Origin of the sequence: Methylobacterium sp. NPDC097929 (assembly GCF_049543375.1) — a bacterium.
GTDB lineage: Bacteria > Pseudomonadota > Alphaproteobacteria > Rhizobiales > Beijerinckiaceae > Methylobacterium.
Genome location: NZ_JBMVEP010000001.1, coordinates 131,402 through 157,729, shown reverse-complemented (window position 1 = coordinate 157,729; position 26,328 = coordinate 131,402). Strand labels below are relative to the sequence as shown.

At 69.4% G+C, this 26,328-nt stretch carries 24 protein-coding genes; 7 read left to right on the top strand and 17 right to left on the bottom strand.

What is annotated here, in order from left to right; translation table 11 throughout:
* The first annotated feature begins 213 nt into the window (after positions 1-213).
* The gene (locus ACPCJR_RS00690) at positions 214-1,926 is read left to right on the top strand and encodes a heparinase II/III family protein (protein ID WP_391511161.1); all 1,713 of its coding nucleotides are present in this window, start codon (positions 214-216) and stop codon (positions 1,924-1,926) included.
* A gap of 118 nt (positions 1,927-2,044) precedes the next feature.
* On the top strand, positions 2,045-3,643 hold the full coding sequence (gene purH / locus ACPCJR_RS00685; protein ID WP_391511162.1) for a bifunctional phosphoribosylaminoimidazolecarboxamide formyltransferase/IMP cyclohydrolase: 1,599 nt from the start codon (positions 2,045-2,047) through the stop codon (positions 3,641-3,643).
* Positions 3,644-3,745: 102 nt separating this feature from the next.
* Here purH and ACPCJR_RS00680 read toward each other — a convergent pair whose 3' ends face one another.
* From ACPCJR_RS00680 to ACPCJR_RS00660, 5 genes are all read right to left on the bottom strand, one after another.
* A complete protein-coding gene (locus tag ACPCJR_RS00680) occupies positions 3,746-5,482 on the bottom strand; it encodes an MFS transporter (protein ID WP_391511163.1) in 1,737 nt (578 codons plus the stop codon).
* A gap of 244 nt (positions 5,483-5,726) precedes the next feature.
* Positions 5,727-7,412: a cation acetate symporter gene (locus tag ACPCJR_RS00675; protein WP_391511164.1), complete on the bottom strand. Its 1,686-nt coding sequence runs from the start codon at positions 7,410-7,412 to the stop codon at positions 5,727-5,729.
* Positions 7,409-7,795 (bottom strand): DUF485 domain-containing protein, encoded by a 387-nt coding sequence (locus tag ACPCJR_RS00670; protein ID WP_391511165.1) that lies wholly within the window; start codon positions 7,793-7,795, stop codon positions 7,409-7,411. Before ACPCJR_RS00670 ends, ACPCJR_RS00675 begins: the two co-directional genes overlap by 4 nt.
* Before the next feature lie 341 nt (positions 7,796-8,136).
* Positions 8,137-10,086 carry an acetate--CoA ligase gene (gene acs, locus ACPCJR_RS00665; protein WP_391511166.1) on the bottom strand — a complete coding sequence of 650 codons (1,950 nt, stop codon included), beginning with the start codon at positions 10,084-10,086 and terminating at the stop codon, positions 8,137-8,139.
* Positions 10,087-10,356: 270 nt separating this feature from the next.
* Positions 10,357-13,005, bottom strand: coding sequence for an ATP-binding protein (locus ACPCJR_RS00660; protein ID WP_391511167.1), 2,649 nt, complete (start codon positions 13,003-13,005; stop codon positions 10,357-10,359).
* A gap of 240 nt (positions 13,006-13,245) precedes the next feature.
* Here ACPCJR_RS00660 and ACPCJR_RS00655 point away from each other — a divergent pair, with 240 nt between their 5' ends.
* Positions 13,246-13,722, top strand: a complete 477-nt coding sequence (locus tag ACPCJR_RS00655; protein ID WP_391511168.1) for a phasin — start codon at positions 13,246-13,248, stop codon at positions 13,720-13,722.
* Positions 13,723-13,904: 182 nt separating this feature from the next.
* Positions 13,905-14,231, top strand: coding sequence for a hypothetical protein (locus tag ACPCJR_RS00650; RefSeq protein WP_391511169.1), 327 nt, complete (start codon positions 13,905-13,907; stop codon positions 14,229-14,231).
* Between the two features lie 86 nt (positions 14,232-14,317).
* Here ACPCJR_RS00650 and ACPCJR_RS00645 read toward each other — a convergent pair whose 3' ends face one another.
* The gene (locus ACPCJR_RS00645; protein WP_391511170.1) at positions 14,318-14,980 is read right to left on the bottom strand and encodes a L,D-transpeptidase; all 663 of its coding nucleotides are present in this window, start codon (positions 14,978-14,980) and stop codon (positions 14,318-14,320) included.
* A 403-nt stretch (positions 14,981-15,383) separates the two neighbouring features.
* On the opposite strand from ACPCJR_RS00645, the gene ACPCJR_RS00640 reads away from it, so the two are divergent.
* On the top strand, positions 15,384-15,905 hold the full coding sequence (locus ACPCJR_RS00640; RefSeq protein WP_391511171.1) for a hypothetical protein: 522 nt from the start codon (positions 15,384-15,386) through the stop codon (positions 15,903-15,905).
* 25 nt (positions 15,906-15,930) lie between these two features.
* On the opposite strand, the gene ACPCJR_RS00635 is transcribed toward ACPCJR_RS00640, so the two are convergent.
* From ACPCJR_RS00635 to hisB, 10 genes are all read right to left on the bottom strand, one after another.
* Complete coding sequence (locus tag ACPCJR_RS00635) at positions 15,931-16,452, bottom strand: response regulator (RefSeq protein ID WP_391511172.1); 522 nt, start codon at positions 16,450-16,452, stop codon at positions 15,931-15,933.
* Positions 16,453-16,711: 259 nt separating this feature from the next.
* Positions 16,712-17,848: a transglycosylase SLT domain-containing protein gene (locus tag ACPCJR_RS00630; RefSeq protein WP_391511173.1), complete on the bottom strand. Its 1,137-nt coding sequence runs from the start codon at positions 17,846-17,848 to the stop codon at positions 16,712-16,714.
* Between the two features lie 753 nt (positions 17,849-18,601).
* A complete protein-coding gene (gene coaA / locus ACPCJR_RS00625; RefSeq protein WP_391511174.1) occupies positions 18,602-19,615 on the bottom strand; it encodes a type I pantothenate kinase in 1,014 nt (337 codons plus the stop codon).
* Positions 19,612-19,935: a phosphoribosyl-ATP diphosphatase gene (locus ACPCJR_RS00620; RefSeq protein WP_391511226.1), complete on the bottom strand. Its 324-nt coding sequence runs from the start codon at positions 19,933-19,935 to the stop codon at positions 19,612-19,614. The genes coaA and ACPCJR_RS00620 overlap by 4 nt, the downstream gene beginning before the upstream one ends.
* A 120-nt stretch (positions 19,936-20,055) precedes the next feature.
* A complete protein-coding gene (gene hisF, locus ACPCJR_RS00615; RefSeq protein WP_391511175.1) occupies positions 20,056-20,832 on the bottom strand; it encodes an imidazole glycerol phosphate synthase subunit HisF in 777 nt (258 codons plus the stop codon).
* Between the two features lie 11 nt (positions 20,833-20,843).
* Positions 20,844-21,329 (bottom strand): DUF29 domain-containing protein, encoded by a 486-nt coding sequence (locus tag ACPCJR_RS00610; protein WP_391511176.1) that lies wholly within the window; start codon positions 21,327-21,329, stop codon positions 20,844-20,846.
* A gap of 23 nt (positions 21,330-21,352) precedes the next feature.
* Positions 21,353-22,099 carry a 1-(5-phosphoribosyl)-5-[(5-phosphoribosylamino)methylideneamino]imidazole-4-carboxamide isomerase gene (hisA, locus tag ACPCJR_RS00605; RefSeq protein ID WP_391511177.1) on the bottom strand — a complete coding sequence of 249 codons (747 nt, stop codon included), beginning with the start codon at positions 22,097-22,099 and terminating at the stop codon, positions 21,353-21,355.
* Positions 22,100-22,142: 43 nt separating this feature from the next.
* Positions 22,143-22,805 carry an imidazole glycerol phosphate synthase subunit HisH gene (gene hisH, locus ACPCJR_RS00600; protein WP_391511178.1) on the bottom strand — a complete coding sequence of 221 codons (663 nt, stop codon included), beginning with the start codon at positions 22,803-22,805 and terminating at the stop codon, positions 22,143-22,145.
* Entirely contained in the window at positions 22,802-23,296 is a 495-nt protein-coding gene (locus tag ACPCJR_RS00595) for a DUF2628 domain-containing protein (RefSeq protein WP_391511179.1), read from the bottom strand. The genes hisH and ACPCJR_RS00595 overlap by 4 nt, the downstream gene beginning before the upstream one ends.
* A gap of 16 nt (positions 23,297-23,312) precedes the next feature.
* On the bottom strand, positions 23,313-23,900 hold the full coding sequence (hisB, locus tag ACPCJR_RS00590) for an imidazoleglycerol-phosphate dehydratase HisB (RefSeq protein ID WP_391511180.1): 588 nt from the start codon (positions 23,898-23,900) through the stop codon (positions 23,313-23,315).
* A gap of 190 nt (positions 23,901-24,090) precedes the next feature.
* Between hisB and ACPCJR_RS00585 the strand changes: the two genes are divergently transcribed.
* Both ACPCJR_RS00585 and ACPCJR_RS00580 read left to right on the top strand, forming a co-directional pair.
* Entirely contained in the window at positions 24,091-24,996 is a 906-nt protein-coding gene (locus ACPCJR_RS00585) for a metallophosphoesterase (protein ID WP_391511181.1), read from the top strand.
* A 34-nt stretch (positions 24,997-25,030) separates the two neighbouring features.
* Positions 25,031-25,294, top strand: a complete 264-nt coding sequence (locus ACPCJR_RS00580; protein WP_391511182.1) for a YARHG domain-containing protein — start codon at positions 25,031-25,033, stop codon at positions 25,292-25,294.
* A gap of 118 nt (positions 25,295-25,412) precedes the next feature.
* On the opposite strand, the gene ACPCJR_RS00575 is transcribed toward ACPCJR_RS00580, so the two are convergent.
* A complete protein-coding gene (locus tag ACPCJR_RS00575; RefSeq protein ID WP_391511183.1) occupies positions 25,413-26,288 on the bottom strand; it encodes an S-methyl-5'-thioadenosine phosphorylase in 876 nt (291 codons plus the stop codon).
* Positions 26,289-26,328 lie beyond the last annotated feature (40 nt).

Below are 26,328 nucleotides of genomic sequence, written 5' to 3'. Positions count from 1 at the left end.
AAGGACGACACAGCGTTAGCGAAAGGTTAAGAGGGCCGGCCTAAGCTTCGCCGAAGCGGGCCCTCCGGTGCCCCGTCGCGCCCGGCGCGGCTCGGGCCGAACGCGATCGGCCGATCGGGATCGCGGCGCGGATGCGCGCATCAGGACAACGGCTCGGCACCGCCCCTCCCCCACGCGCGGAGGCGGGGCTCCACGAGGCTCGGAGGATTCCGCTTGGGCAGGGGCCCCGAACGCTGGCAGCTCTACCGTCTCCTCGGCCGCGAGGTGGTGCGCGCGGTCCGCGAGCGGGCGGCGCGGTTCACGGCGCGGCCCGAGATCCTCACCCGCGCCCGGGTGACCGCCCTCGTCATCGCGCCCCACGACCTGCGCACCAGCGACGCATCGCTGGCCGACGACATCTATTCCGGCCTGTTCGTCTTCGCCGGCCGCTCGCTGGTGGTGAGCGGGCGCTCACCCTTCGATTACGATCCCCCCTCCCCCGAATGGGCGGACGCGCTCTATGGCTTCGGCTGGCTGCGCCACCTGCGCGCCGCCGACACGGCGCTCGCCCGCGCCAACGCCCGGGCCTTCGTCTCGGACTTCATGAGCGGTCGCGGCGAGGCGGCTCGCGCGAGCCCGGTGCCCGTGGCCGCGCGGCGGCTGATCTCGTTCCTGTGCCAGTCGCCGCTGGTGCTGGAGGGGGCCGACCACGCCTTCTATCAGGGCTTCCTTAAGGCGGTCGGCAAGGGCGCGCGGGATCTGGAGCGCTCGCTGCGCCGCTCTGCCCCGCCGCAATCGCGCCTGCTCGCGGCGGTGGCGCTCACCTATGCCGGCCTGTGCTGCGAGGGAATCGAGCCGATCCTGCGCCGGGCAACGCGGATCCTCGTGCGCGAACTCGACGCGCAGATCCTGCCGGATGGCGGCCACCGCTCCCGCGACCCGCGCTTCGCCATGGAGCTGCTGCTCGACCTGCTGCCCCTGCGCCAGAGCTTCCTCAGCCGCAGCGTCGATCCGCCGGAGGCGCTCCTGCGCGCCGTCGACCGGATGCTGCCGGCCCTGCGCCTGCTGCGCCACGGCGACGCCTCGCTCAGCCACTTCAACGGCATGGGCGTGACGGCCGCCGACCATCTCGCTACGCTGCTGGTCTATGACGGGGCCGGCACCGAGCCGCTGATGTACGCCCCCCATTCCGGCTATGCCCGGCTGGAGACCGGGCGGGTCGTCCTGGTCTGCGATGTCGGCGCACCGCCGCCGATGGAGCAGTCGCGCGAGGCCGGCGCGGGCTGCCTCTCCTTCGAGCTGACGAGCGGGGCCCAGCGCATCGTCGTCAATTGCGGCACCCCGGCGAGCGGCGGCGAGGTGCGCCGGATGTCCCGCAGCACCGCCGCGCACGCGACCGCGACGGTCGCCGATACCTCCTCCTGCCGCTTCCTCGACGAACCCGAGGGCTGGTGGGGCCGTCGGCTCGCCGCACGCTGGCTGCTGGCGCGGCGCGGCCCCGTGGTGCTGAGGGGACCGACCGACGTCGCGGTCGAGCGGCGCACCGAGCCGGGCGCGCTCGTCCTCGCCGCCCGGCACGACGGCTACGCCAGCGAGTTCGGGATCGTCCACGAGCGCCGCTGGCGGCTCGCCGAGGCGCCGGTGCGCTTGGAGGGCGAGGACGCCTTCCGCCGCGACGGCCGGCACCGGCGCGGGCACCCGCCCGCGGTGGCGGTGCGCTTCCATCTCCACACGGCGGTCACCGTGCAGGCGCAGGAGGAGGGCGGCGTGCTGCTGACCCTTCAGACCGGGGAAACCTGGCGCTTCACGGCCGAGGGCGCGACGCTGGCGATCGAGGACAGCGTCTACTTCGCGGGCGTCGTCGGTGCCCGCCGCACGGCGCAGCTCGTGCTGCACCTGACGGTGGCCGAGGACATGCTGGTGCGCTGGCGGATCGAGCGGGTCTGACGGAACGGGAGACACTTTCGCGCGCGTGCACAGGGGCTTTTCGCCGGCGAACTGGCCGCTCCGGCCGGTTCCGTGCTACCGCGCGCGCGATTTCCCTCGACGATTCAAGGCCACAACGATGCCGCGCGACCAGATCCGGGTCACCCGCGCCCTCCTTTCCGTTTCGGACAAGACCGGGCTGACGGCCTTCGCGGCCGCCCTGAACCAGCGAGGCGTCACCCTTGTCTCGACGGGGGGCACCCACCGGGCCCTGACCGAGGCAGGCCTGCCCGTCACCGAGGTCGCGGAGCTGACGCGCTTTCCCGAGATGATGGACGGGCGCGTGAAGACGCTGCACCCGGCCGTCCACGGCGGTCTGCTCGCGGTGCGCGACAATCCCGAGCATCAGGCGGCGCTCGCCGCCCACGGCATCGGCGCCATCGATCTGCTCGTGGTCAATCTCTACCCGTTCGAGGAGACGCTGAAGGCCGGCAAGGCCTATGACGACTGCGTCGAGAACATCGATGTCGGCGGGCCGGCGATGATCCGGGCGGCCGCCAAGAACCACGCCGACGTGGCGGTGGTGGTCGATGTCGCCGATTACGACGCCGTCCTCGCCGAACTCGCCGACAATTCGGGCAGCCTCACCGCCGCGACCCGGCGGCGGCTGGCGCAGAAGGCGTTCTCGCGCACGGCCTCCTACGACGCGGCCATCGCCAACTGGCTCGCCGAGGTCGAGGGGGGAAGCGAGGCTCCGACCTTCAAGGCGCTCGGAGGCACGCTGGCGCAGAGCCTGCGCTACGGCGAGAACCCGCACCAGACGGCCTCGTTCTACCGCCTGCCCGGCACGCTGCGCCCCGGCATCGCCACCGCACGGCAGGTGCAGGGCAAGGCGCTTTCCTACAACAATCTCAACGACACCGACGCCGCCTACGAGTGCGTCGCCGAGTTCGACCCCGCCCGGACGGCGGCGGTGGCGATCATCAAGCACGCCAATCCCTGCGGCGTGGCGCAAGCACCGAGCCTGCTGGAAGCCTATGAGCGGGCGCTCGCCTGCGATCCGACCTCGGCCTTCGGCGGCATCGTCGCCCTGAACCGCCCCCTCGATGCCGAGGCCGCAAGGAAGATCGTCGAGATCTTCACCGAGGTCATCATCGCCCCCGACGCCTCCGAGGAGGCCATGGCCATCGTCGGCGCCAAGAAGAACCTGCGGCTCCTGCTCGCGGGCGGCCTCGCCGATCCGCGGGCGAAGGGCGAGACCATCCGCACCGTCGCCGGCGGCTTCCTCGTCCAGGGCCGGGACGCGCTGAGCGTGGACGACATGAACCTGACCGTTGTCACCAAGCGGCAGCCGAGCGAGGCCGAACTTGCCGACATGCGCTTCGCCTACCGCGTGGCCAAGCACGTCAAGTCGAACGCCATCGTCTACGCGCGGGGCGGCGCCACGGTCGGCATCGGCGCCGGGCAGATGTCGCGGGTCGATTCCTCGATCACCGCCGCGCGCAAGGCCACGGAGGCGGCGCAGCGCCTCGGGCTGTCCGAGAGCCTGGCCAAGGGCTCGGCGGTGGCCTCGGACGCCTTCTTCCCCTTCGCCGACGGCCTGCTCGCCGCGGCCGAGGCCGGCGCCACCGCCGTGATCCAGCCCGGCGGCTCGATGCGCGACGACGAGGTGATCCGCGCCGCCGACGACGCGGGTCTCGCCATGGTGTTCACAGGCGTGCGCCACTTCCGGCACTGAGACACCGCCGCCTCGTCTTTCGCCGGAGCACACGGCTTGCGAAACGAAGAAGGCCCCGCCTCGCGGCGGGGCCTTTTCCGTATGAGCGGATCCGATCCGAGGTCAGGCCAGGATATCCCGGTCCTTGGTCTCGGGGATGAAGATCAGGCCGATCACGAAGGTGAAGAGCGCGATCACGATCGGGTACCAGAGGCCGAAATAGATGTCGCCGGTCTGGGCCACCATGGCGAAGGCGGTGGCGGGCAGGAGGCCGCCGAACCAGCCGTTGCCGATATGGTAGGGCAGCGACATCGAGGTGTAGCGAATCCGGGTCGGGAACAGCTCCACCAGCGCGGCGGCGATCGGGCCGTAGACCATCGTCACGTAGAGGACGAGGATCGTCAGGATGCCGACCACCGCGAGCTTCTGGCCGGTGAAGATGTCGACCGGGTTCGAGGCCTTGATCACCGTGGGGTTGGCCGTCGCGGAGGGGTAGCCCGCCTCGGTCAGGGCCGCCGGCACCGCCTTGGCGAAGTTCGGGTCGGCGACGGGGAAGTCGCGGCCGTTGACGCTGACCACGGTCGGGGTGCCGGCCGGCTGGTTCTCGGTGCTGTAGTTCACGGCCGAGCGGGCGAGCAGCGCCTTGGCGATGTCGCACTCCTTGGTGAACTTGGCGGTGCCGACCGGATTGAACTGGAACGAGCACTCGTCCTTGTTCGTCTTCACCACCACCGGCACGCTCGCCTGGGCCGCGTGAAGGGCCGGGTTGGCCTGGGCGGTCAGCAGGTTGAACAGCGGGAAGTAGGTGAGCGCCGCGATGAGGCAGCCGCCGAGGATGATCGGCTTGCGGCCGATCCGGTCCGAGAGGCCGCCGAAGAACAGGAAGCCGCCGGTGGCGAGGATCAGCGACCACGCGATCATGATGTTGGCCGTGAACTGATCGACCTTCAGGATGCTCTGCAGGAAGAACAGCGCGTAGAACTGGCCGGTGTACCAGACCACCGCTTGGCCGGCGGTGAGGCCGAGCAGGGCGAGCAGGGCCCACTTCGCGTTCTTCCACTGGCCGAACGCCTCCGAGAGCGGCGCCTTGGATTGGGTGCCCTCCGCCTTCATCTTCTGGAAGGCCGGGCTCTCCTGCATCTGCAGGCGAATCCAGACCGAGATGCCGAGCAGGACGACCGAGACGAGGAACGGGATGCGCCAGCCCCAGACCTGGAAGGCCGTCAGCGTGGTCGTGGTGCCGTCCGCGTTGGTCACCGTGGTGGCCGGGAAGGCGCTGTTCACGTAGCCCTGCGTCGAGAGGATGATGATCAGCGAGAGCAGCAGGCCCAGCGTCGCCGTCGTCTGGATGAAGGCGGTGTAGAAGCCGCGCCGTCCGGGGGGCGCGTGCTCGGCCACGTAGACCGCCGCGCCGCCATACTCGCCGCCGAGCGCGAGGCCCTGAAGCATGCGCAGGGCCAGCAGCGTGACCGGCGCGATCCAGCCGACATTGTAGGCGGCGAGCGTCGAGTAGGAGGGCAGCAGGCCGACGCAGAAGGTCGAGATGCCCATGATCAGGATGGTGACGAGGAAGGTGTACTTACGCCCGACCATGTCACCCAGTCGGCCGAAGACCAGGGCGCCGAAGGGGCGCACCAGGAAGCCCGCGGCGAAGGCTAGCAGCGCGAAGATGTTGCGCGTCGCCTCCGGGTAGGCGGAAAAGAACTGCGCGCCGATGATCGCGGCGAGCGAGCCGTAGAGATAGAAATCGTACCACTCGAAAACAGTCCCGAGCGAAGAGGCCATGATGACCTTCTTCTCACCCGCAGTCATCGGCCTGACTGCGTCCTCGGACCGCGGTACTGCGGTTGCCCCAGCCATTGTCGTCGCTCCTCCAGATCACGCTCCGAGCGGGTGTCCGGTCATCCGAATTCTCCCGCTTCATGCGCTCGGCGCATGTGCACGATCGTGTTACCGCATGCCTTGAAAGCGCCCAATAGGTAAATCGCGCTGCAGGCTGCGTAGTCGACAGAATTTGCGCGGCTGTGGCGGATGAAGTTCCCACGATGCAAAGAGGGCGCGGCCTCCTCGGCCGCGCCCCTGATCTTCGGGTCTGCGTTGACGCTCAGTGCGCGTGGGCGCTCGAGGCTCCGATGCCGGTCTCCGAGCGCACGTACTGCGCGTCGAAGGCGGCCCGTTCGCGGTTCCCCCGGCGCGTCCGGTCCAGCGTCGAGACCACCCAGATCGTCACGAAGGCGAGCGGCATCGAGAACAGGGCCGGGTTGGCGTAGGGAAACAGCGCCTTCGGGTGCCCGAAGGTCTTCACCCAGACCGCATCCGACAGGACGACCATGACGACCGCCGCGACGAGGCCGACGAGGCCGCCGAGGAGGGCGCCCCAGGTCGTGGTGCCGCGCCACAGGATCGACATGGCCAGGACCGGGAAGTTGCAGCTCGCCGCCACCGAGAAGGCGAGGCCGACCATGAAGGCGACGTTCTGGTTCTCGAAGACGTAGCCGAGATAGATCGCCACGATGCCGATGCCGACGGCGGAGGCCTTGGAGAGATTGACCTCCGCCTTCTCGGTCGTGCGGCCGCGGGCGAAGACCTGGGCGTAGAGATCGTGGCTGATCGCCGAGGCGCCGGCCAGCGTCAGGCCCGCCACCACCGCGAGGATGGTCGCGAAGGCGACCGCCGAGATGAAGCCGAGGAAGTACGGCCCGCCGACGGCGTTGGCGAGGTTCACGGCCACCATGTTGGTGCCGCCGACCATGTCCTTGATCTTGTCGTAGGTCGTGCCGTCCGCGCCGAGCTTGAAGTAGCTCGGGTCCGACATCAGCAGGGCGATGCCGCCGAAGCCGATGATGAAGGTCAGGATGTAGAAGTAGCCGATCAGGCCGGTGGCGTAGAACACCGACTTGCGGGCGGCCTGGGCGTCCGACACCGTGAAGAAGCGCATCAGGATGTGGGGCAGGCCGGCGGTGCCGAACATCAGGCCGACGCCGAGCGAGATCGAGTCGATCGGGTTCGAGACGAGGCCGCCCGGCGCCATGATGGCGTCGCCGTTCGGATGGGTCTGCGTAGCCGTCGCGAACAGCTTCTCCGGGCTGAAGCCGTACTTGTAGAGCACGGCGCCGGCCATGAAGGTGGCGCCCCCGAGCAGCAGGCAGGCCTTGATGACCTGCACCCAGGTCGTTGCCTTCATGCCCCCAAAGGCGACGTAGACGATCATCAGCGCGCCGACGATCACCACGGCGTAGAGGTAGGGCAGGCCGAACAGGAGTTGGATCAGCTTGCCCGCGCCGACCATCTGGGCGATCAGGTAGAAGGCCACCACGACCAGCGTGCCGGTGGCCGAGATGATGCGGATCGAGGTCTGGTCCAGGCGGAAGCTCGCCACGTCGGCGAAGGTGAACTTGCCCAGATTGCGCAGGCGCTCGGCGATCAGGAACAGCACGATCGGCCAGCCGACGAGGAAGCCCGTCGAGTAGATCAGCCCGTCGAAGCCGGACGAGTAGACGAGCCCCGAAATGCCGAGGAACGAGGCCGCCGACATGTAGTCGCCGGCGATCGCCAGGGAGTTGGTGCGCGCCGAGATGCCGCCGCCCGCGGCGTAGAAGTCGGCGGCCGACTTCGAGCCCTTCGCCGCCCGGTAGGTGATGCCGAGGGTGAACAGCACGAAGAACAGGAACATGAAGATGGCGGGCCAGTTCGTGGCCTGCTGCTGCACCGCGCCCAGATCGGGCCCGGCGGCGAGCGCCGGGGTCGCGCCGAGAAGAACGGCGCCGAGGAATGGGACGAGGCGGCTCATTTGGCGAGGCTCCGGATGAGTTCGGCCGAGAGCCGGTCGTAGCGGGTGTTGGCGCGGGCGACGTAGATGCCCGTCAGCACGAAGGCGAAGACGATCACGAACATGCCCATGTAGAAGCCGAGCGAGGCCGTGCCGCCGACCTTGGTGGCCAAGAGCGTCTTGTCGAAGGCGATGAGGCCGATGAAGCCGAAGTAGACGAACAGCATCAGGCCCGTCAGGATCCAGCCGAAGCGGGTGCGGTCGTGGACCAGGGTCTTGAAGATCGGATGTTCGGCGATGCGGTCGAGCCGGTGATCGGGCTCGGGCATGTCGAGGGCTCCGTCCCCGTGATGTGTGCGGGCATCCGCGGTCGCGGACGGGCCGGCCGTCTGTGTGACGCTCATGAATTTCCTCCCGCCCGATCAACCCCACACGTCGGCAGGGTCCGCGGCTTGTTCGTCTTGAGGGTGATCGCGACGCGGGCGTCGTTGTTCCGCTTCGTTGCGGAGCCCGGTCGGGAACCGGGAGCAGTGCCCCGGTGCCAGGGTCGCACGGTGTGAACCCACGAAAGGCCGATTGCAACGGCAGAGACGCTAAGCCACTGCCGCCTCTCGCTTTCTTTCGCCGGCTTCGTGCTTGGATGCAGGGCGAGCGCCGGGTGCCGACGCGGCACGGGAAACGCGCCGCGTCGTGACATGTGCCGCCTGCCGCGTCCCACCGCGCCGTTGCGGCCGGGTCGCGTGGTTCAGGCCGAGCGGTTCTGGCGATTCTCGATCAGATCGTCGACGACCGCGGGTTCGGCGAGCGTCGAGGTGTCGCCGAGCGAACCGAAATCGTCCTCGGCGATCTTGCGCAGGATGCGGCGCATGATCTTGCCCGAGCGGGTCTTGGGCAGGCCGGGGGCGAACTGGATCAGGTCGGGCGAGGCGATCGGGCCGATATCCTTGCGGACCCAGGTGACCAGCTCCTTGCGCAGCTCGTCCGAGCCGTCCTCGCCCTCGTTGAGGGTGACGTAGGCGTAGATGCCCTGGCCCTTCACGTTGTGGGGGTAGCCCACCACCGCGGCCTCCGAGACCTTCGGATGCGCCACCAGCGAGGACTCGACCTCCGCCGTGCCCATCCGGTGGCCGGAGACGTTGATGACGTCGTCCACGCGGCCCGTGATCCAGTAGTAGCCGTCGGCGTCGCGGCGCGCGCCGTCACCGGTGAAGTAGAGGTTCTTGTAGGTCGAGAAGTAGGTCTGCTCGAAGCGCTCGTGGTCGCCGTAGACCGTGCGCATCTGGCCGGGCCAGCTGTCCTTGATGCAGAGGTTGCCCTCGCACGGCCCCTCCAGCTCCTTGCCCTCGGCATCGACCATCACCGGCTGCACGCCGAAGAAGGGCCGGGTGGCCGATCCGGGCTTGAGCCGCGTGGCGCCGGGCAGCGGAGTGATGAGGATGCCGCCGGTCTCGGTCTGCCACCACGTGTCGACGACGGAGCAGCGCGAGTCGCCGACCACGCGGTAGTACCAGTCCCAGGCCTCCGGGTTGATCGGCTCGCCGACCGAGCCGAGCACCCGCAGGGATTTGCGGGAGGTCTTCTTCACCGGCCCCTCGCCGCCGCCCATGAGCGAGCGGATCGCGGTCGGCGCGGTGTAGAAGATGTTGACGTTATGCTTGTCGATCACTTCCCAGAAGCGGGAGTTCGACGGATAGGTCGGGATGCCCTCGAACATCAGCGTGGTCGCACCGTTCGCGAGCGGCCCGTAGACGATGTAGCTGTGGCCCGTCACCCAGCCCACATCCGCGGTGCACCAGTAGACGTCGCCCTGGTGGTAATCGAAGACGTATTCGTGGGTCATCGCGGCGTAGACGAGATAGCCGCCGGTGGTGTGCACCACGCCCTTCGGCTGGCCGGTCGAGCCCGAGGTGTAGAGGATGAAGAGCGGATGCTCGGCCTCGACCGCCTCGGCCGGGCACTCGTCGGTCACCTGCTCGGCGGCCTCGTGGTAGTAGACATCGCGGCCGGGCTCCATCGCCACGGTGCCGCCGGTCCGCTTGACCACGATGACGTGGTCCACGAAATCCGCGTCCAGGCGCTTGATCGCCTCGTCCACATTGGCCTTGAGCGGCACCTTGCGACCGCCGCGCAGACCCTCGTCGGCGGTGATGACGAGCTTCGAGCCGCAGCCCTTGATGCGGCTGGCGAGGGAGTCGGGGGAGAAGCCGCCGAAGACGATGGCGTGGATGGCGCCGAGCCGCGCGCAGGCCAGCATGGCATAGGCGGCCTCGGGGATCATCGGCAGGTAGAGCGTGACGCGGTCACCCTTGCCGACGCCGCGGTTGCGCAGGACGTTGGCCATCCGGCACACTTCGGCGTGCAGCTGCCGGTAAGTGATGTGCTTTGAGTCGTTGGGATCGTCGCCTTCCCAGATGATCGCGGTCTGGTCGCCGCGGCTCTCGAGGTGGCGGTCGATGCAGTTGAGCGCGACGTTGGTCTTGCCGTCCTCGAACCACTTGATCGAAACGTTGTCGGGCGCGAAGCTGGTATTCTTGACTTTGCTGAAAGGTGTCGACCAGTCGATCCGCTTGCCGTGCTCAGCCCAGAACGCCTCCGGATCGGAGACGGAAGCAGCGTACATTTCCTTGTACTTGGCGTCGTCGATCAGGGCGTGCTCACGCCACGCGTCTTGAACGTCGATGACCTTCTCGCTCATGTCGTTTCTTCCCTGACGGTTCCCGATCGTATCGCGAAGGTCCGCGCAGCCGGGGCTTATCCAAACTCTTAAGCGCAGATGAACAGACCCGGCAAGCGCCAAAAAGTCGAAGCTCGCGGTTTTGGGCAACAGAATTGCACAAAATTAAATCGCGCATCGAAGAGCCGGCGCCTGGACTGGTCGTTCCCTGGGAAAACCCGCGAGGGCGCGGGGTTGATCCCGCCCGGACAGGGTCGTTCCGGGGCCGGAGGCGAGACCGGCCGCTGCGCGTCAGGCGGCTGGAAACATCATCTCGACGAGGGTGCCCTCGGCCTTGCGGCTGCTGATCCGGAAGCGCCCGCGATTGGCCTCCACCAGGGCTTTGGTCAACGGCAGACCGAACCCCTTCTCCTCGCCCTCCGCCGGCCCGGCATCGGCCCGGAACGGTTCGAGGGCGCTCAGCATCTCGTCCTCGCTCATTCCCGCCCCCGTGTCGCGCACCCGCAGGGCGACCTCGCCGCGCTCGGCCAGGGTGGTCGAGACGATGACCTGCCCGCCGGCCTCGCTCGCCTGGATCGCGTTGCCGAGCACCGTCAGCGTCGCCTGCCGGATCGAGCGCTCGTCGGCCCGCAGCAGCGGCAGGTCCGGGGCGAGGCTGGTGCGCAGGACGATGCGGTCGCGGGCCGCCTGGGCCTGCCGCGCGGCGATGCAGGAGGCGACGAGATCGTTGAGGGCGAGATCGGCGAAGGTCAGGTGGCTGCGGCCGGCCTGGATCTCGGCAAGGTCGCGCAGGTCGTCGATCAACCCGCCGATCCGACCGCCGGACAGGCGCACCTCGCGCAGATAAGCCTCCAGCCGCTCGGCATCCGCCCGGTCGAAGCGGTCGGAGAGCATCATGTCGGTGAGGCTGAGGATGGCGTTGAGCGAGGGCCGGATCTCGCGGCTGACCCGGGCGAGGGCATTGGCCTTCCAGATCGCGGCCGCCTCGGCCTCCTCCCTCCGTGCCGGCTCGATCGCCCGGACAGCCGGAATCTCGTCCCGGATCTCCCGCAGGCTGGCGCAGTAGCCCGGCGCATCCTCGCCGAGGAGCCGGGCGATGCGCAGGCGCAGGGCGGCGGCGCCGGTGCGGGCGGTGACGGCGTGAAGTTCGCTGGCGCCGGAGTCGCGCGAATCCGTCACCGCTGCCTCCAGGGCCGGCAGGCTGTCGGGCGAGAACAGGTCGGCGAAGCGACCGCCGACGATTTCACGCGGATGCGCGTGCACGAGTTCGGCCGCGCTCGGGTTCAGGCCGACGACGCGGCCCTCCCCGTCCAGGGTGACGACGCCCTCCTCCAGGCTGTCCAGCACCTTCTCCGCCCGGAGCCGGGCGGCGTTGGGCGGGACGAGCGGTGCCTCGCCGGTCGCCGCCGCGGGCAGGGCTCGCACGAGGCAGATCTCGGCCGCGGCCCCCTCCCAGACGAGATGCGCGTGATCGACGAGCAGCGCCACGGTGCTGCCCTCGGCCCCGGCGAAGGGCGTCGCGCCGGCATATCGGCGCTCGGACGGCGGGAGGCCGCGGAACAGATGGTCGAGCCCCGCCCGCCGCAGGGCCGGCAGGTCGGCGTAGCCCGTCAGGTCGAGGAACGCCCGGCTCGCGAACAGCGCCTCGCCGTCGCGGTAGACCAGCACGCCCAACGGCAGGCTTTCGAGAAGCTCGGCCAGCGCCGAGCGCGCGCGGCCCTCGGCCTCGGCGAGGCGGCCCGGCGGCGTGGGAAACGGCGTCACCGAGCCGCCCGACGGGAGATCGGCGCGGGGCGGGGCGGGCCCCTCCTCCACGGCGGCCTCGTCGGCGGCGAAGCGCAGGCCGAGAAGACGGGCGACCTCGCGGAAGGCGGCGTGCTCGTTGACCGAAAGACCGGCTTCCCCGTCGTCCGCCGGGATCTCGCCCGGCCCGTTCTCGTCCGCCGCCCGATCCGTCCTCTCGGCCGTGTCCCCAGGCTCCTCCCAATCGGCCTCGTGCGGATCGCCCTCTTGCTGACTGCCCGCTTGCTGACTTCCCTTTTGCCGAAGCGCCTCCCCGATCCTGTCATCGGCATCGACCGGGCGCGGATGCCGCTCGCCCAGGATCGCGAAGCCGCCGAGGCCTGAGAAATCCTGGGTCGGGCGGCCTGCCGGGGCACCGGACATTTCGAGCGCGTGCTCGAACAGGCGGCCCCGGACCACGAGCGGCAGCGCCCGGAAGGTCCGGCGCTCGCTCAGCGCGCCGGTGAAGGCCGCCCCCTCGATCACGCCGTCGGCCGCCAGCCCCTGCCAGTCGCGGCCGGTCAGCACTTCGGCGAGGTCCGGATGCGTCGGGGAGAGATGGGTCAGCACGCCCTCGGCGTCGCTGCGCCAGACGAAGCGCGCGGGCACTTCGGCCGTCTCTGCGGGAGCGGGCGGCTCCGCGGGCCGCGGATCGACGAAATTGGCTGATCCCGCCGACTTGTCCGCCTCGACCGGTCTCGCGTCCTCGGGCGTCACGACGGTCGTGGGAGAAGCCTTCGCGACATCGGCCGGCCGGAGCGTCGGCAGCGCGCCGATGGGCGCGAGCAGGATCGCCGGGCGGCCCGGCTCGATCTCGACCCGGAGGGCGAGGCCGACGACGGGGGAAGCGACCCCGCGAGGATCGAGACGCAGCCGCACGAGACGCGGCCGACCCTCCAGGGAGCCGGCGCGGCGGATCTGCTCGCCCAGGCGCAGCGACGGGAGCACCGCGCCCTCCGGATCGGCGATGCCGGCACGTAGGGCGAGTGCCGAGCCGGCCGCGTGCAGAATCGCCTCCGCGCCCGCATCGAAGACGAGAAGCGACGCGCCTTCGCGCACGAGATGAGCCGTCGACGGTTCCTCCCGCCACCGCGCGAGGGCGTCGGCGAGGGCCGGATCGCCCTGGGGCGAACCTGCCTGTCCTGCGCGGTCCGACATCCGAACCCTGGTCATAAGCCCCTTCATGGCCCTATCGACGGTCGCTTGGGGCAATATCACGGCGCCCTGTGTAACTTAACCGGCGCCGGACGTGGACACTGAAGCCTGCCGACACACGTTTATCAACTGGTAACCTTAATCGGCCCTGCGGGGCTGGCGAAAGTGCCACCCCTGCGCTATTTTGCACCGCACATTGTGCGCCGCACAAAGAGCGCACGATGCAACTCTGAGGAGACAGGTATGAGCAACACCCCGAATTACGAAGTTCCGGCCGAGATGCGCGACTTCGCCGAGAAGAGCGTCGACCAGGCCCGCAAGGCGTTCGATTCGTTCATCGGCGCCGCCCGCCGGACCGCCGAGACGGTGCAGGGCTCGACGGATCTGGCGCGTTCCAACGCCACCAGCATCTCCTCGCGCGGCTTCGAGTACGCCGAGCAGAACGTCAACGCGGCGTTCGACCTCGCTCAGAAGCTCGTCCGCGCCCGCGATGTGCAGGAGGCCATGCAGCATCAGGCGGAGTTCGTCCGCGCGCAGTTCGCTGCGATCCAGGCCCAGGCCAAGGAGTTCGGCGGACTGGCCCAGAACGCGTTCCAGCAGAGCGCCGAGAACGCCAAGAGCGCGATGCAGCAGGGTGCGGCCGAGGCCCGTCAGGCCTACGAGCAGGGCGTCGAGACCGCCCGCGAGAACGCCAACGACGCGCAGAAGGCGACCTCCTGACGCCTTCCCCACGGCGATCGGGGCGCAGGCCCCGGTCCGCACCCGAGTCCGACGGCCCGCTCCCTCCGGCGCGGGCCGTTTTCGTTCGACGGCACCTTCGCCCTTTTTCCGCCGCCCGGGGGCCGCAAGGCTCACGCTCTGCCGGCTCCGCCACGCGCCGGCCCAGCGGAGATCCCGATTCCATGCGCCCCGCCCGTATCCTCGGCTTCGCGGCCCTGCTCGCCCTCGCGGCTGGGAGCCTCGCGCCCGCACAGGCCCAATATTACGACGACGGCTACGATGCCCCTCCGCCGCGCGCCCGCGTCTACCGCGACCGCGACTGGGGCGGCCCGCCGCCGCGCCGCGCCATGGGCCTCAACTGCGATGCCGTGCAATCCGGCATCAGCGGGTTGCAGCCCTTCTCCTGCCCGCTGCCGGGCCCGCGTCCGCTGGGCGCCCGCTGCTTCTGCGACATGCCGGTCTCGTTCCTGAACGGACCGCGCACGGCCGTCGGCCGCGTCGCCCCCTGACGCCGGAGCCCCGAACGCAGGAAGGGACCGTGCCGGTGCGTCCGGCGCGATCCCTCTCCCGAAGACTCGAGTGAGTGCGCGAGGCGTTAGTTCACGACGACCGTGGCACCGACCTTCACCCGCGAATAGAGGTCGGTCACATCCTCGTTGGTCATGCGGATGCAGCCCGAAGACACCGCCTGCCCGATCGTATCCGGCTCGTTGGAGCCGTGAATGCGGTACTCGGAGCGGCCGATATACATGGCGCGTGCACCCAGCGGGTTCTCGATGCCGCCGGCCATGTAGCGCGGCAGGTCGGGGCGGCGGGCAAGCATCGCGGCCGGAGGGGTCCAGCTCGGCCACTCGCGCTTGGCGGTGATCTTGTTCACGCCGCTCCAGGTGAAACCCGGACGCCCGACGCCGACGCCGTAACGGACCGCCTGCCCGCCGGGAAGCACGTAGTAGAGGCGCCGCTCGGCGGTGGACACCACGATCGTGCCGGGCGCGTAGCGACCGGTGTAGGAAACGATCTCGCGCGGGATCTGCGCGACCTGGGCCTGCGCGGCCTCGGCCTGACCGTACCCCTGGGCGCTCGTACCGCGCTGGTTGGCGTAGGGGTCGTAGACGGGCCAGCCGCCGCGCGAGGACTGCTCCTCGTAGTAATCGTCACCGTCCGAGCCGAACGGATCGTAGGGCGCGGCATGAGCCGTGCCGGCTGCGAGAACACACACGCCGACAACGCCGGCGACAACAGATGCCAGGGTCTTCATCGAGAGGCCTACCTGTGCAGTAATCTTTGCTATTACAAGCGTGACTGTGCTTCGTCGGTTCCCGGCTGTTTACGGATTTTCCACGACTCGGCCGTGCGCCCGCTCACATGAGCTTGGCCATACGGCCACGGTTACTCCCTGGGACGGCCGCGAGGCGCGACGTGGGCAGCGTGACTTGAGCGACGTGACGCGAGCAGCCGGCTGAGCCGGTCGGTCGCGCCCTCCAGGGGAACGGAGGCGGCGCGTGAGCCAAGGAGCCCAAGCGGGAAGAGGCCGAGAGTGGCTCTCAAGACAAACCAATCAAAGCATTGAGTTTTATCGAAAAACCCCTGGCCGACATCAGCTCGCACGTCAGCAGATTTGATTTCTCGACAGCATCATCCTAGCCTTGCCACCTCGAAACTTGGAAGAGGTCGAAGGTATGGTGGGATGGATCCTCGGCAAACTGAAGTGGATCATGGTCCTGTGCGCTGTCGGCGGACCCATCGTGGCGCTGGCCTGCTGGCAAGACGCTAATCGTCGGCGGGACGTGATGGCGATGGGGGTTCAGACCGAGGCATCCATCGACAGCGCGACGCGGGTCAAGCGGCGCCGCGGCGGAACCAGCTACAAGCTCGACCTCAGCTGGGCGGATGGCGGTGGCCTCCGGCACAAGGCGGAGGGCGTCTCCATCTCGCATGCCCTCGCCGCGCAGCTCATCGTCGACGATCGGCTGGCCGTCGCCAGCCTTCCCATCAAGTACATGGTAGGCGAAGCCGGATCGCCGAAGGGTGATGAGAACGTCATCGTTCTGGATGACACCGCCCATCAGGAGCAGACCGACCGCGAACTCGTCTATGCGGGTTTGAGTGCCGGCGTGGTCGGCCTGATCGGCGCGGGTCTGTTCTTCCTGCCCCGCAGACGCCGCGAGGCGGTTGCGGCGTGAACCGCGGTGAACGCGGACCCTGCGGTCAGCTCACCGGGGGCGAGGGGTCGCGGGCGGCCCGCTCGGCCTCCAACAGCACGTCGAGCGCGCGCCAGGGCTTGGGGATGAACACCGCTCCATCGGGCAGTGTCACCCCGGGCTCGGGCTCCACGCCCGAGGTCACGACGAGGCGGGTGCGCGGCCACAGGGTGGCGATGGCGCGGGCGAGTTGAAGCCCGTCCATGGCGCCCGCGAGACGGATATCGGCGAAGACGAGGGCGACATCCCCGCCCTTGTCCTGAAGGAAGCTCAGGGCCTGCTCGGCGCTGTCGCAGCCGACCACTCGCAGCTCGGTCTCTTCCAGCACGCTCTCGGCCAGATCGCGGGTCGCCACGTCGTCCTCGACGACCAGGGCGACGCGCGGCTCCGGGCGAGGATCCTTCTCGGGCTCCGGGGGATGCGAGCGGTCCACCCGCCGCACCAGGGCGGCGAGGTGATCGGGAATGCCCTCGGCGACGAGGTTGTCGTAGCAGGAGGCGAGCGCCTCGCCGATCTGGTCGAGCTGCATGCCCGGCGACAGAGAATCACCGGCCCGGCCGCGATACGTCCGATCTCGAAACGAGCCGTTCAAAGCGAAACGATCCTCTCCCAAAGCCTGCCGCGGATGCCATCGCGCAACCGCTCCGGTGACCGACGCCCATCCGTGGGGCGAGGGACGACGCGGTACAGGACATCAAAGCGGACCGGGGCCGCTCAGTTGCAACGAGGGAGGATTTTCGCCGTCGCGCCCCCTGCCGCGCGGCGGGGGGCCGCAGCTTCCTCTCAGCTCACTGGGCGGTCTCGGCGTTGGCAACGGCGATCAGCCCGGCGACGCTGCGCACGTCGCGGTAGCGGTCGCCCCGGGCGCTCATCATCGCCTCGAACTTCTGGTGGACCTGGGCGACGGAGAGGCTGGCCGGCTTGCGGTGACGGCCGCGGCCGGTGGTCCCGCCGAAGAAGATCGAGCGGTTGGCCCGCGCCGGGCCGGGCAGGAGCGTGGCGGCGGCCGAAGTCGGCTGGTCCACGACCTTCGACAGGAAGTTCTCGGCGTCGTCGGGGCCGAGGAAGTGGGCGAGATAGACTTCGCCGAGCGACAATTCGCGGCCGATCTTGAGGGCGATGCGGGCGGCGTCGCGCTTGAGCATCTCGCCAGCCATGACGGCCGAGAGATAGGGATCGCGGCGCATGTCGAGGATGCGGGCGCGTTCCGCCTGATCCTGGACGCTCGGGCGGTCGTTGCCGTCCGGCACGATCAGGGCGGCGTCCTTGTCGTACCCGTATTTGGGTCCGAAATCGCGGATCACCCCGAGCCAGGTGCGCTCGATGAACTGATACAGGCCGGTGGCCGAGGAGGTCTTGGCCTGCACGGCGGTGATGAAGCTCGATTCCTTGTCGGCGACCGCCATGAGCAGGACCGGATCGGTCTCGACCGCCTGCGCCGCCTTGACGATGGTCTGCACGAGGTGGCGGCGGATCTTCATCGGACCGAATTCGAGGATGTCGTTCGGATCGCCGCTGGAGGTCTGCGAGAGCAGGAAGTCGTAGGAGACGCGATCGACGCTGTTGGTGCCGAGTTCGCTGTCGAGCCCATCCACCGCGCGGAAGCTGGAGGAGGCTGCCAGCACCGACGGGACCGGGGCCTCCGGCGCGAGCGACTGGAGCCGGGGCTTGGGCATCGAGAGGTCGCTCGCCGCCTTGGTCGAGGCCTCGGCCCGGCCGAGATCGGTGCCCGCATTGAGCAGGACCGCGCTCAGGCCGCCGGCGAGCAGGGTCATCGAGAGGATGGACCGCAGCAGCGCGGTGCGGCTGCCGTGGTCGCGCCCCGTGCGGGCGGAGAGGGTGATGACGTCGGCGTTCGAGGCGGGGCGCCCGCCCTTGCGGGGGTCCCGGGTGGTCCGTTGCGATCCGATCGTACGGCCCTGCATCGTTGTCGTCGCTCACTCTTCGTGATGGCGCCAGCGGCGTATGGGCAACAGTTACGCCGCCGGATGTGGCGCAATCACGGCCGAGGTTGTGTCATCCCCAGGGCAAGCCGGGGCAATTTCCGGGCAAGCTGAGCCGTTTGGGCGGTTATCCCCGGTGTTTTCCACGGACGACCGAGATCGGAGGAACGATCGGGGAAGTTCGAGACGGGCGCGGATCGATGCGTCCGGATGGCAACGATAGGCAGGAAGCGGTCTGCGAAGCAGCCCTCAATGGCGAATGCTCAGCTCCTGTCCAATCAGGTACTTTCTCGCACAATTCTCGTGCTCGCCGAATCACGCATCAGAACCGGCAACTACCGTCAGGCATCTCTTCGAGTGCACAGCCATGGAACGATGCGCGTGAGCAAAACCAAAGCACTCAGCACGAAGGCCATCGCACCATACATTACGCTGCTCCAGCCGAAGATATGGCCAAAGATGATCAGGATCGCGACAGACCAGACAAGACTGAAAAATATTCCAGTTACATGATCTCTTCGACTCCGAGGTGCGGTGATCCATCGAGGAAGAATCATGCCTCTCACCATCCGATCCGGCACAAGCGCGGCATCTGCTTTGGAACGCACTCTCATTCGAAGCCGCCAGTGAGCGAGTCACCCCAATCACGAACCGTCTGAAGCGGGCGTCACGAAGGCCCTTGCAGGGTCGGGCGCGGGGCGATCGAGCGGATGAAGCTGCCGACCCCTTCGAGCCTCACAACCGCCGCAGCGCAACGCTCTCGATGCGGTGGCTCGGCCCCTTGGCCAGGATCAGGCTCGCTCGCTGGCGCGTTGGCAGGATGTTGTCGCGCAGGTTCGGCAGGTTGATCGTGGTCCAGAGCCGGTCGGCGATCTCCAGCGCCTCGGTCTCGGTCACCTCGGCGTATTTGCGGAAGTAGGAGAGCGGGTCGCGGAAGGCGGTCTGGCGCAGGCGCAGGAAGCGGTTGACGTACCAGCGGTGCAGGTCGTCCTCGTGCCCGTCGAGGTAGATCGAGAAGTCGAAGAAGTCGGAGACGAAGGGAATCGCGGTGCCGTCCCGCGGCAGCCGCGCGGGCTGGAGGACGTTCAAACCCTCGACGATCAGGATGTCGGGGGATTCGATCACCTGCTCCTCGCCGGGCACCACGTCGTAGACGAGGTGGGAATAGACCGGCGCCGCGACGCGCTTGTGGCCGGCCTTGATGTCGGCGAGGAAGCGCAGCAGCGCCGCGCTGTCGTAGCTCTCCGGAAAGCCCTTGCGCTCCATCGCCCCCATCCGCTGCAATTCGGCGTTGGGGTGAAGGAAGCCGTCGGTCGTGATCAGATCGACCTTCGGGGTGTTGGGCCAGCGGGCCAGCAGCGCCTTGAGCACCCGGGCCGTGGTCGACTTGCCGACGGCCACGGAGCCGGCGAGCCCGATGATGTAGGGCACCTTGGCGTCGTGCTCGGCGAGCAGGAAGCGCTGGGTCGCCTTGAACAGTCCCTGCGTCGCCGCGACGTAGAGCGAGAGCAGGCGCGAGAGCGGCAGGTAGATCGCCACGACCTCCTCGATGGAGATCGGGTCGTTGAGGGATTGCAGCCGGCCGATGTCTTCGGCGGTCAGGGTCAGCGGCGTGTCGGCGCGCAGCTGCGCCCACTCCTCGCGGGCGAAGATCCGGTAGGGCGAGAGGCGGCCCGGCCCCTGGCCGGTCACCGGATTCTGGCGCTCTTCCGGTTCGATCCCGGCCGACGGGATCGGGGCGCCGATCATGTATGCCTCCGCGCCGCCTTCTCGGCGATGCCGCTCTGCGCCGTGCGCCGATCCAACTCGGCCATGACCTCGCTCAGCGGCACGCCGACGGTCTTGAGCGTCACCACGAGGTGATAGAGCACGTCGGCCGCCTCCGAGACGAGCGCCTTCCGGTCGCCCTGCACCGCGGCGATGGCGGCCTCGACCGCCTCCTCGCCGAGCTTCTTGGCGGCCTTGGCCGGCCCCTCGGAGAGGAGCTTGGCGGTATAGGAGGTCTCGGGAGGCGTGCCGGCCCGGCTGTCCACCAGGGCGGCGAGGTCGTCGAGGCTGAACTTCGTCATCAGGCGCGCAAGCGGAAACCGTACCATGCGGCATCGCATGATCGGATACCGGCTCGCCGGACCCTGCGCAGGGCGGGCGCCCCGGTCAAGGGGCGCGGGCACCGCCGTAGCGGTTACCCGTTACGGATCGAGCCGCATCGCAAGGCCTGCCGCGGCCATGTGGGCCTTGGCCTCACCGACCGTGTGCTGGCCGAAGTGGAAGATCGAGGCGGCGAGCACCGCGCTGGCGCCGCCGTCGCGCACGCCCGCCACGAGGTCGTCGAGCCCGCCGACGCCGCCCGAGGCGATCACCGGCACCCGCACCGCGTCGGCGATGGTGCGGGTCAGCGCAAGATCGTAGCCGGAGCGGGTGCCGTCCTTGTCCATGGAGGTCACGAGGAGTTCGCCGGCCCCCCGCTCGGACACGGTGCGGGCGAACTCGACCGCGTCGATGCCGGTGGGGGTCCGCCCGCCATGGGTGAAGATCTCCCAGCGCGCGGCCTCGTCCGGACCGGAGACTCGCTTGGCGTCGATGGCCACGACGATGCACTGGTCGCCGAACTTCTCCGCCGCCTCGGCCACGAAGTCGGGGTTCTTCACGGCGGCCGTGTTGATGCCGACCTTGTCGGCGCCCGCGAGCAGGAGCGTGCGCACGTCGGCCACGGTGCGCACCCCGCCGCCGACGGTGAGCGGCATGAAGCAGGCCTCCGCCGTGCGGCTCACCACGTCGAGCAGGGTGCCGCGGGCCTCGTGGCTCGCGGTGATGTCGAGGAAGCAGAGTTCGTCAGCCCCGGCGGCGTCGTAGACCTTGGCCGATTCGACCGGATCGCCGGCATCGCGCAGTTCGAGGAACTGCACGCCCTTCACGACGCGCCCGTCCTTCACGTCGAGGCAGGGGATGATGCGGGTCTTGAGCACGGAGACGTCTTTCAGGCGGTCGGATCGTCGGGATCGACGGGGAAGGGTCGCGACCGGATTTCTTCCGGAGAGTAGGGACAGGTCTCGGGAAAGCGCTTCAAGGGAAGGCGCGTCTCCTTCGACGCACCGAGACGGGCGCCGTGATAGGCGCGTTCCAACGCCTCATCCAAGCGGCCCTTCAGGCCCGGATTGTCCTTGAGGATGAACTCTGCCTCGTTCCGTTGTGCCGCGATCGAAATAGCCCAGCTTCGGGTCTTCTTGTCCGGCTGATGATCGAACTTGAGCATGTGTAGGAGGATCACGCGCCACGCGCTGACGAGGCTGTTGAACTCGCTGCGTCCCAAGCTCTCGATCTCCTCCGCCAGGTTCGCGAGGTCGAGGGCCGAGAGGTCACCGGCCCGCAGGCGCGCGCCCTGCTCCTGCGTCCAGGTGTAGAAGTCGTCCTCGTAGGCGGTGCCGGGCCGGGTCTGAACGGCGGCAGCCTTCACAGCACTCATGCGAGCCTCCTGCCCGCATCCTATCACGAAGTCGCCGTCCCTTTGGAGCGGGCGATGGCGGCCAGCGCCTCCTTCGGGTCGATGCGGCCGTCGTAGAGGGCGCGGCCGGTGATGGCGCCGGCCAGCACCGCGCAATCCGGCTCCAGCAGGCGCTCCACGTCGGCCATCGAGGCGAGGCCGCCCGAGGCGATGACCGGGATGTTGACGGCCGAGGCGAGCGCCAGGGTCATCTCGATGTTGAGGCCCTTGAGGATGCCGTCGCGGGCGATGTCGGTGTAGATGATGGCGGCCACGCCCGCATCCTCGAAGCGGCGCCCGAGTTCTTCCGCCGTCATGCTGGAGGTCTGGGCCCAGCCCTCGACGGCCACGCGCCCGTCCTTGGCGTCGATGCCGACGGCGATGCGGCCGGGATGGCGGCGGGCCGCCTCGTGCACGAAGGCGGGATCGCGCACGGCGGCGGTGCCGATGATGACCCGGCTCACGCCCTTCTCCAGCCAGCCCTCCAGGGTGCGCATCTCACGCACGCCCCCGCCGAGCTGCACCGGGAGCTTGATCCGCGCCAGGATCGCGTCGACCGCCGCCGCGTTGCGCGGCGCGCCGGCGAAGGCGCCGTCGAGATCGACCACGTGCAGCCAGGAGAAGCCCTGCATCTCGAAGGCTTCGGCCTGGGCGGCGGGATCGTCGTTGAAGACCTTGGCCTGGGCCATGTCGCCCTGAACGAGGCGGACGCAGCGTCCTTCCTTGAGGTCGATGGCCGGATACAGGATCACGCGTTTGACTCGCCGGAATCGGGGTATCGGATCTGACGCGCCCTCAGGGACGCCAGCGCAGGAAGTTGCCGAGGAGAGCGAGGCCCAGGCGCTGGCTCTTCTCGGGGTGGAACTGGGTGCCGGCCATGTTGTCGCGCGCGACGAGCGCCGTGACCGGGCCGCCATACTCGGCATGGGCCACGACCTCGGCCGGCTCGGCGGCCTTCAGCGCGAAGCTGTGGACGAAATAGGCGTGCAGCCCGCCCTCGCCCGTCTCGATCCCGGCGAGCAGGGCGTGCTCGCGGTCGAGATGCAGCGTGTTCCAGCCCATATGCGGGATCTTCAGCTGCGGATCAGCGGGCTCGATCGGGGCGACGTCGCCGGCGATCCAGCCGAGGCCCGGCGTCTCCTCGTATTCGAGGCCGCGGCTCGCCATGAGTTGCATGCCGACGCAGATGCCGAGGAAGGGCTTGCCCTGCTCCCGCACGGCTTTCGTCATCGCCTCGACCATGCCGGGCACCGAATCGAGGCCGCGCCGGCAATCGGCGTAGGCGCCGACGCCGGGCAGCACCACGCGGTCGGCCCCGGCCACGATCTCGGGCCGGTCGGTGACGACGATGCGCGTGCCGTCGAGCCCGGCCTCGCGGGCGGCGCGCTCGAAGGCCTTGGTCGCCGAATGGAGGTTGCCCGATCCGTAATCGATGATCGCGACGGTCTGCTCGCTCACCGTCCACCCTCGCTTGCCGGGAAGAAACCGAAGGGCGCGTCCTCGTCGCGGCGGACGACGGGGCGGGCGCCGGCCTGGGGCTGGGCCGCGAGGCGGGCAGGCGCCTCCGCATCGAGCCAGCGGGCGACGGCCTTCATCTCCGCCTCCTCCTGGGAGCCGGCGATCACCGCGTCGCGGGCGGGCCGGCCCCGGCGGCCGTAGGTCCAGCGGCGCAGGCTCGACGCCTCCAGCCCGATCAGCAGGCTCGCGAGCCCGGTGACGAGGAACGCCGCAAAGGGCGACAGGCCGAGGGCCCGGCCCGCCAGCGCGAGCCCGACGAGGCCCAGGAGAACGATCAGCGCGGCGAGCCAGAGCCGGTGGCGCAGGAACCACAGCACGGTGAAGGCGAAGGCGCTCCAGGAGAAACCGTCCCGCACGAGTTCCGCCCGCTCCAGCGCGGAGGCGTCACCCCGGACGGAGCCCTCGGGAACGTGCAGCGTGTAGGTCCGCATCCTCGTCTCCCGGCTCCTAGAGCGATCCCTTGGTGGAGGGCACGCGGCCCTCCTCCCGCGGATCGATGGCCACGGCCTTGCGCAAGGCGCGGGCCAGCCCCTTGAACAGGCTCTCGGCGATGTGGTGGGCGTTGTCGCCGTAGAGCGTCTCGACGTGCAGCGTAATGCCGGCATTCATCGCGAAGGCCTGGAAGAACTCGCGCACCAGCTCGGTGTCGAACTGGCCGATCTTCTCGACGCGGAAGCTCGTGCGGAAGACGAGGAACGGCCGGCCGGAAATGTCGATCGCCAGACGGCTCAGCGTCTCGTCCATCGGCATGTGGATATCGGCGTAGCGGGCGATGCCGCGCTTGTCGCCGAGCGCCTTCGCCGCCGCCTGCCCCAACGCGATGCCGATATCCTCGGTGGTGTGGTGCTGATCGACGTGCAGGTCGCCCGCGCACTTGATCTCGACATCGAACAGCCCGTGCCGGGCGAACAGCTCCAGCATGTGGTCGAGGAAGCCGACGCCGGTCGCGATCGCGGCCTTGCCGGTGCCGTCGAGATCGATCGACACGGAGACGTCGGTCTCCGCCGTGCGGCGGCTGATGCTGGCGTTGCGCATCGCGTCCTTAGACTCGAAACCCTGGAGCGGCCTGCCGGCCGGGCCTGCCTTGTAGTGTGGTTTTGCCCGGCGGGGGAAGGGTTTTGCGGACCGATCCCTCCCGCCGGCCGCGCATCGCCCCGGCGGGCGTCATCCGGCGGTCATTGGGGCGCGCCAGCCTGCCCCGTCGCATCCGTTCGAGGCCGCCGCCATGCTGTCCCGCCGTTCCGTCCTCGCCGGCAGCGCCGCTCTCCTCGCCGGGCCGACCCGCGCGGCGGACGGTGTGCTGCGCTTCGGCGTGATCGCCGATCCGCAATATGCGGATGCCGCGCCCAACCTGAAGCTCGGCCGCTACTACGCCAACAGCCTCGACAAGATGCGCGCCGCCGTGGCGACCCTGAACGGCGAGGATCTGCGCTTCGTCGTGACGCTCGGCGACGTCATCGACCGCGACGCGGCGAGCTTCGAGCGCATCCTGCCGATCTACCGCACCCTGCGCCACGAGACCCGCTTCGTGCTCGGCAACCACGATTTCGAGGTCGGGCCCGACCATCTCGGCCGCGTGCCGGGATGGCTCGGGATGGAGCGCGCCCACTACGATTTCGCGGCAGTTGGCCTGCGCTTCGTCGTCCTCGACGGCAACGACGTCTCGCTGTTCGCCCCCCCGCCGGGCGATCCGCGCCGGGCGCTGGCCGAGACGCGGCTGGCCGAGGCGAGGGCAGCGGGGCTGGCCCAGGCGCAGGGCTGGAACGGATCGCTCGGCGAGGCGCAGGTGACGTGGCTGGAGGGCGTTCTGGCGGCGGCCCGCGCGGCGGGCGAGCGGGTCATCGTGCTCTGCCACTATCCGGTCGCGCCCGAGAACCCGCACAATCTCTGGGATGCGGGCCGGATCTCCGGGCTGCTCGCCCGGCAGCCGCACGTCGTCGCCTACTTCAACGGCCACAATCACGCGGGAAACTACGCGCAGGCCGACGGCATCCACTACGTCAACTTCCACGGCATGGTAGACACGGCCGACACCTCGGCCTTTGCCGTGCTGGAGATCGCGGGCGACCGGATGGAGATCCGCGGTTTCGGCCGCGAGCCCAGCCGCTCGCTCACCCTCAAAGCCGCCTGAGGCGCCCGTGCTCCGGCGGACCGGAGCCCGTTCCATGCGCTTTCTCGCCGCCACGATCCTGCTGTCAGCCGCCGCCACGCCCGCGCTCGCGGCCTTCCCCTGCGACGCGCTGTGGGGCGAGCGCAACGCGATCTACAAGGATGCGGGCTACTGCTTCCGTACCGAGCGCGCGATCCGCGCCTTCGGCAATGCGGGCTGCCGGTACGATGAACTTGCCGACGTGCCGCTCTCGGCCCGCCAGCGCGCCGACATCGTCGAAATCCAGCGCCAGGAGCGCGTCAACGGCTGCGCGCGCTGAGTTTTTTACCGCTCGCCGTCCCTGCGAGGGCAGCAAAACCGTCCGGCGGCGCGACCATTCCGAAGGGGAAGAGCCCAGGCTCGCTTCGGCTGAAGTCTCGGACGAGGCTCCCCTGCGATCAGCCCCCGAGCACCCGCCCGGCCACCGCGTCGAGCTTGGCGACGAGGTCCGGGTCGCGATGGGCCGGCGCGGTCATGATCGCGCCGTCGAGCGCCCGGTGCGAGCCCGCCGGGCAATCCTCGCGCTCGGCCGGGAAGTCGCGGGCGACGCGGGCGACGAGTTGCGCCGCCTTGCCGGCATTGGCGCGGGCCACGGCGACGACCGAGGCCACGTCCACGCTGTCGTGGCTCGGGTGCCAGCAATCGTAGTCGGTCACCATGGCAATGGTCGCGTAGGTGATCTCGGCCTCCCGAGCGAGCTTGGCCTCCGGCAGGTTGGTCATGCCGATCACGTCGAAGTTCGAGGCCTTGTAGTGCTTCGATTCGGAGAGGGTCGAGAATTGCGGCCCCTCCATGCAGACATAGGTGCCGCCCCGGTGCACCGCGATGCCCTCGGCCTCGGCCGCGGAGGCGATGCGCTTCTGGAGCACCGGTCCCACCGGGTGGGCGAAGGGCACGTGGGCGACGCAGCCATTCCCGAAGAAGGAGGTGGCGCGCCCGAAGGTGCGATCCACGAACTGATCGACGAGCACGAACAGGCCGGGATGCAGCTCGTTGCGGAACGAGCCGCAGGCGGAGAGCGAGATGATGTCGGTCACGCCCGCGCGCTTCAGCGCGTCGATGTTGGCACGGTAGTTGATGCCGGTGGGCGAGAGCCGGTGGCCGCGGCCGTGGCGGGCCAGGAACACCACCTTGGTCTCGCCGATGCGGCCGATGCGCAGCGCGTCCGAAGGCTCGCCCCAGGGAGAGGTGATCGCCTCCTCGCGGACATCCTCCAGGCCGGGCAGGTCGTAGACGCCCGAGCCGCCGATCACGCCGAGAACCGCTGCCGTCATGCGAGAATCCCCTGTCTCCGGCCGTTGCGCGACGCCGCGC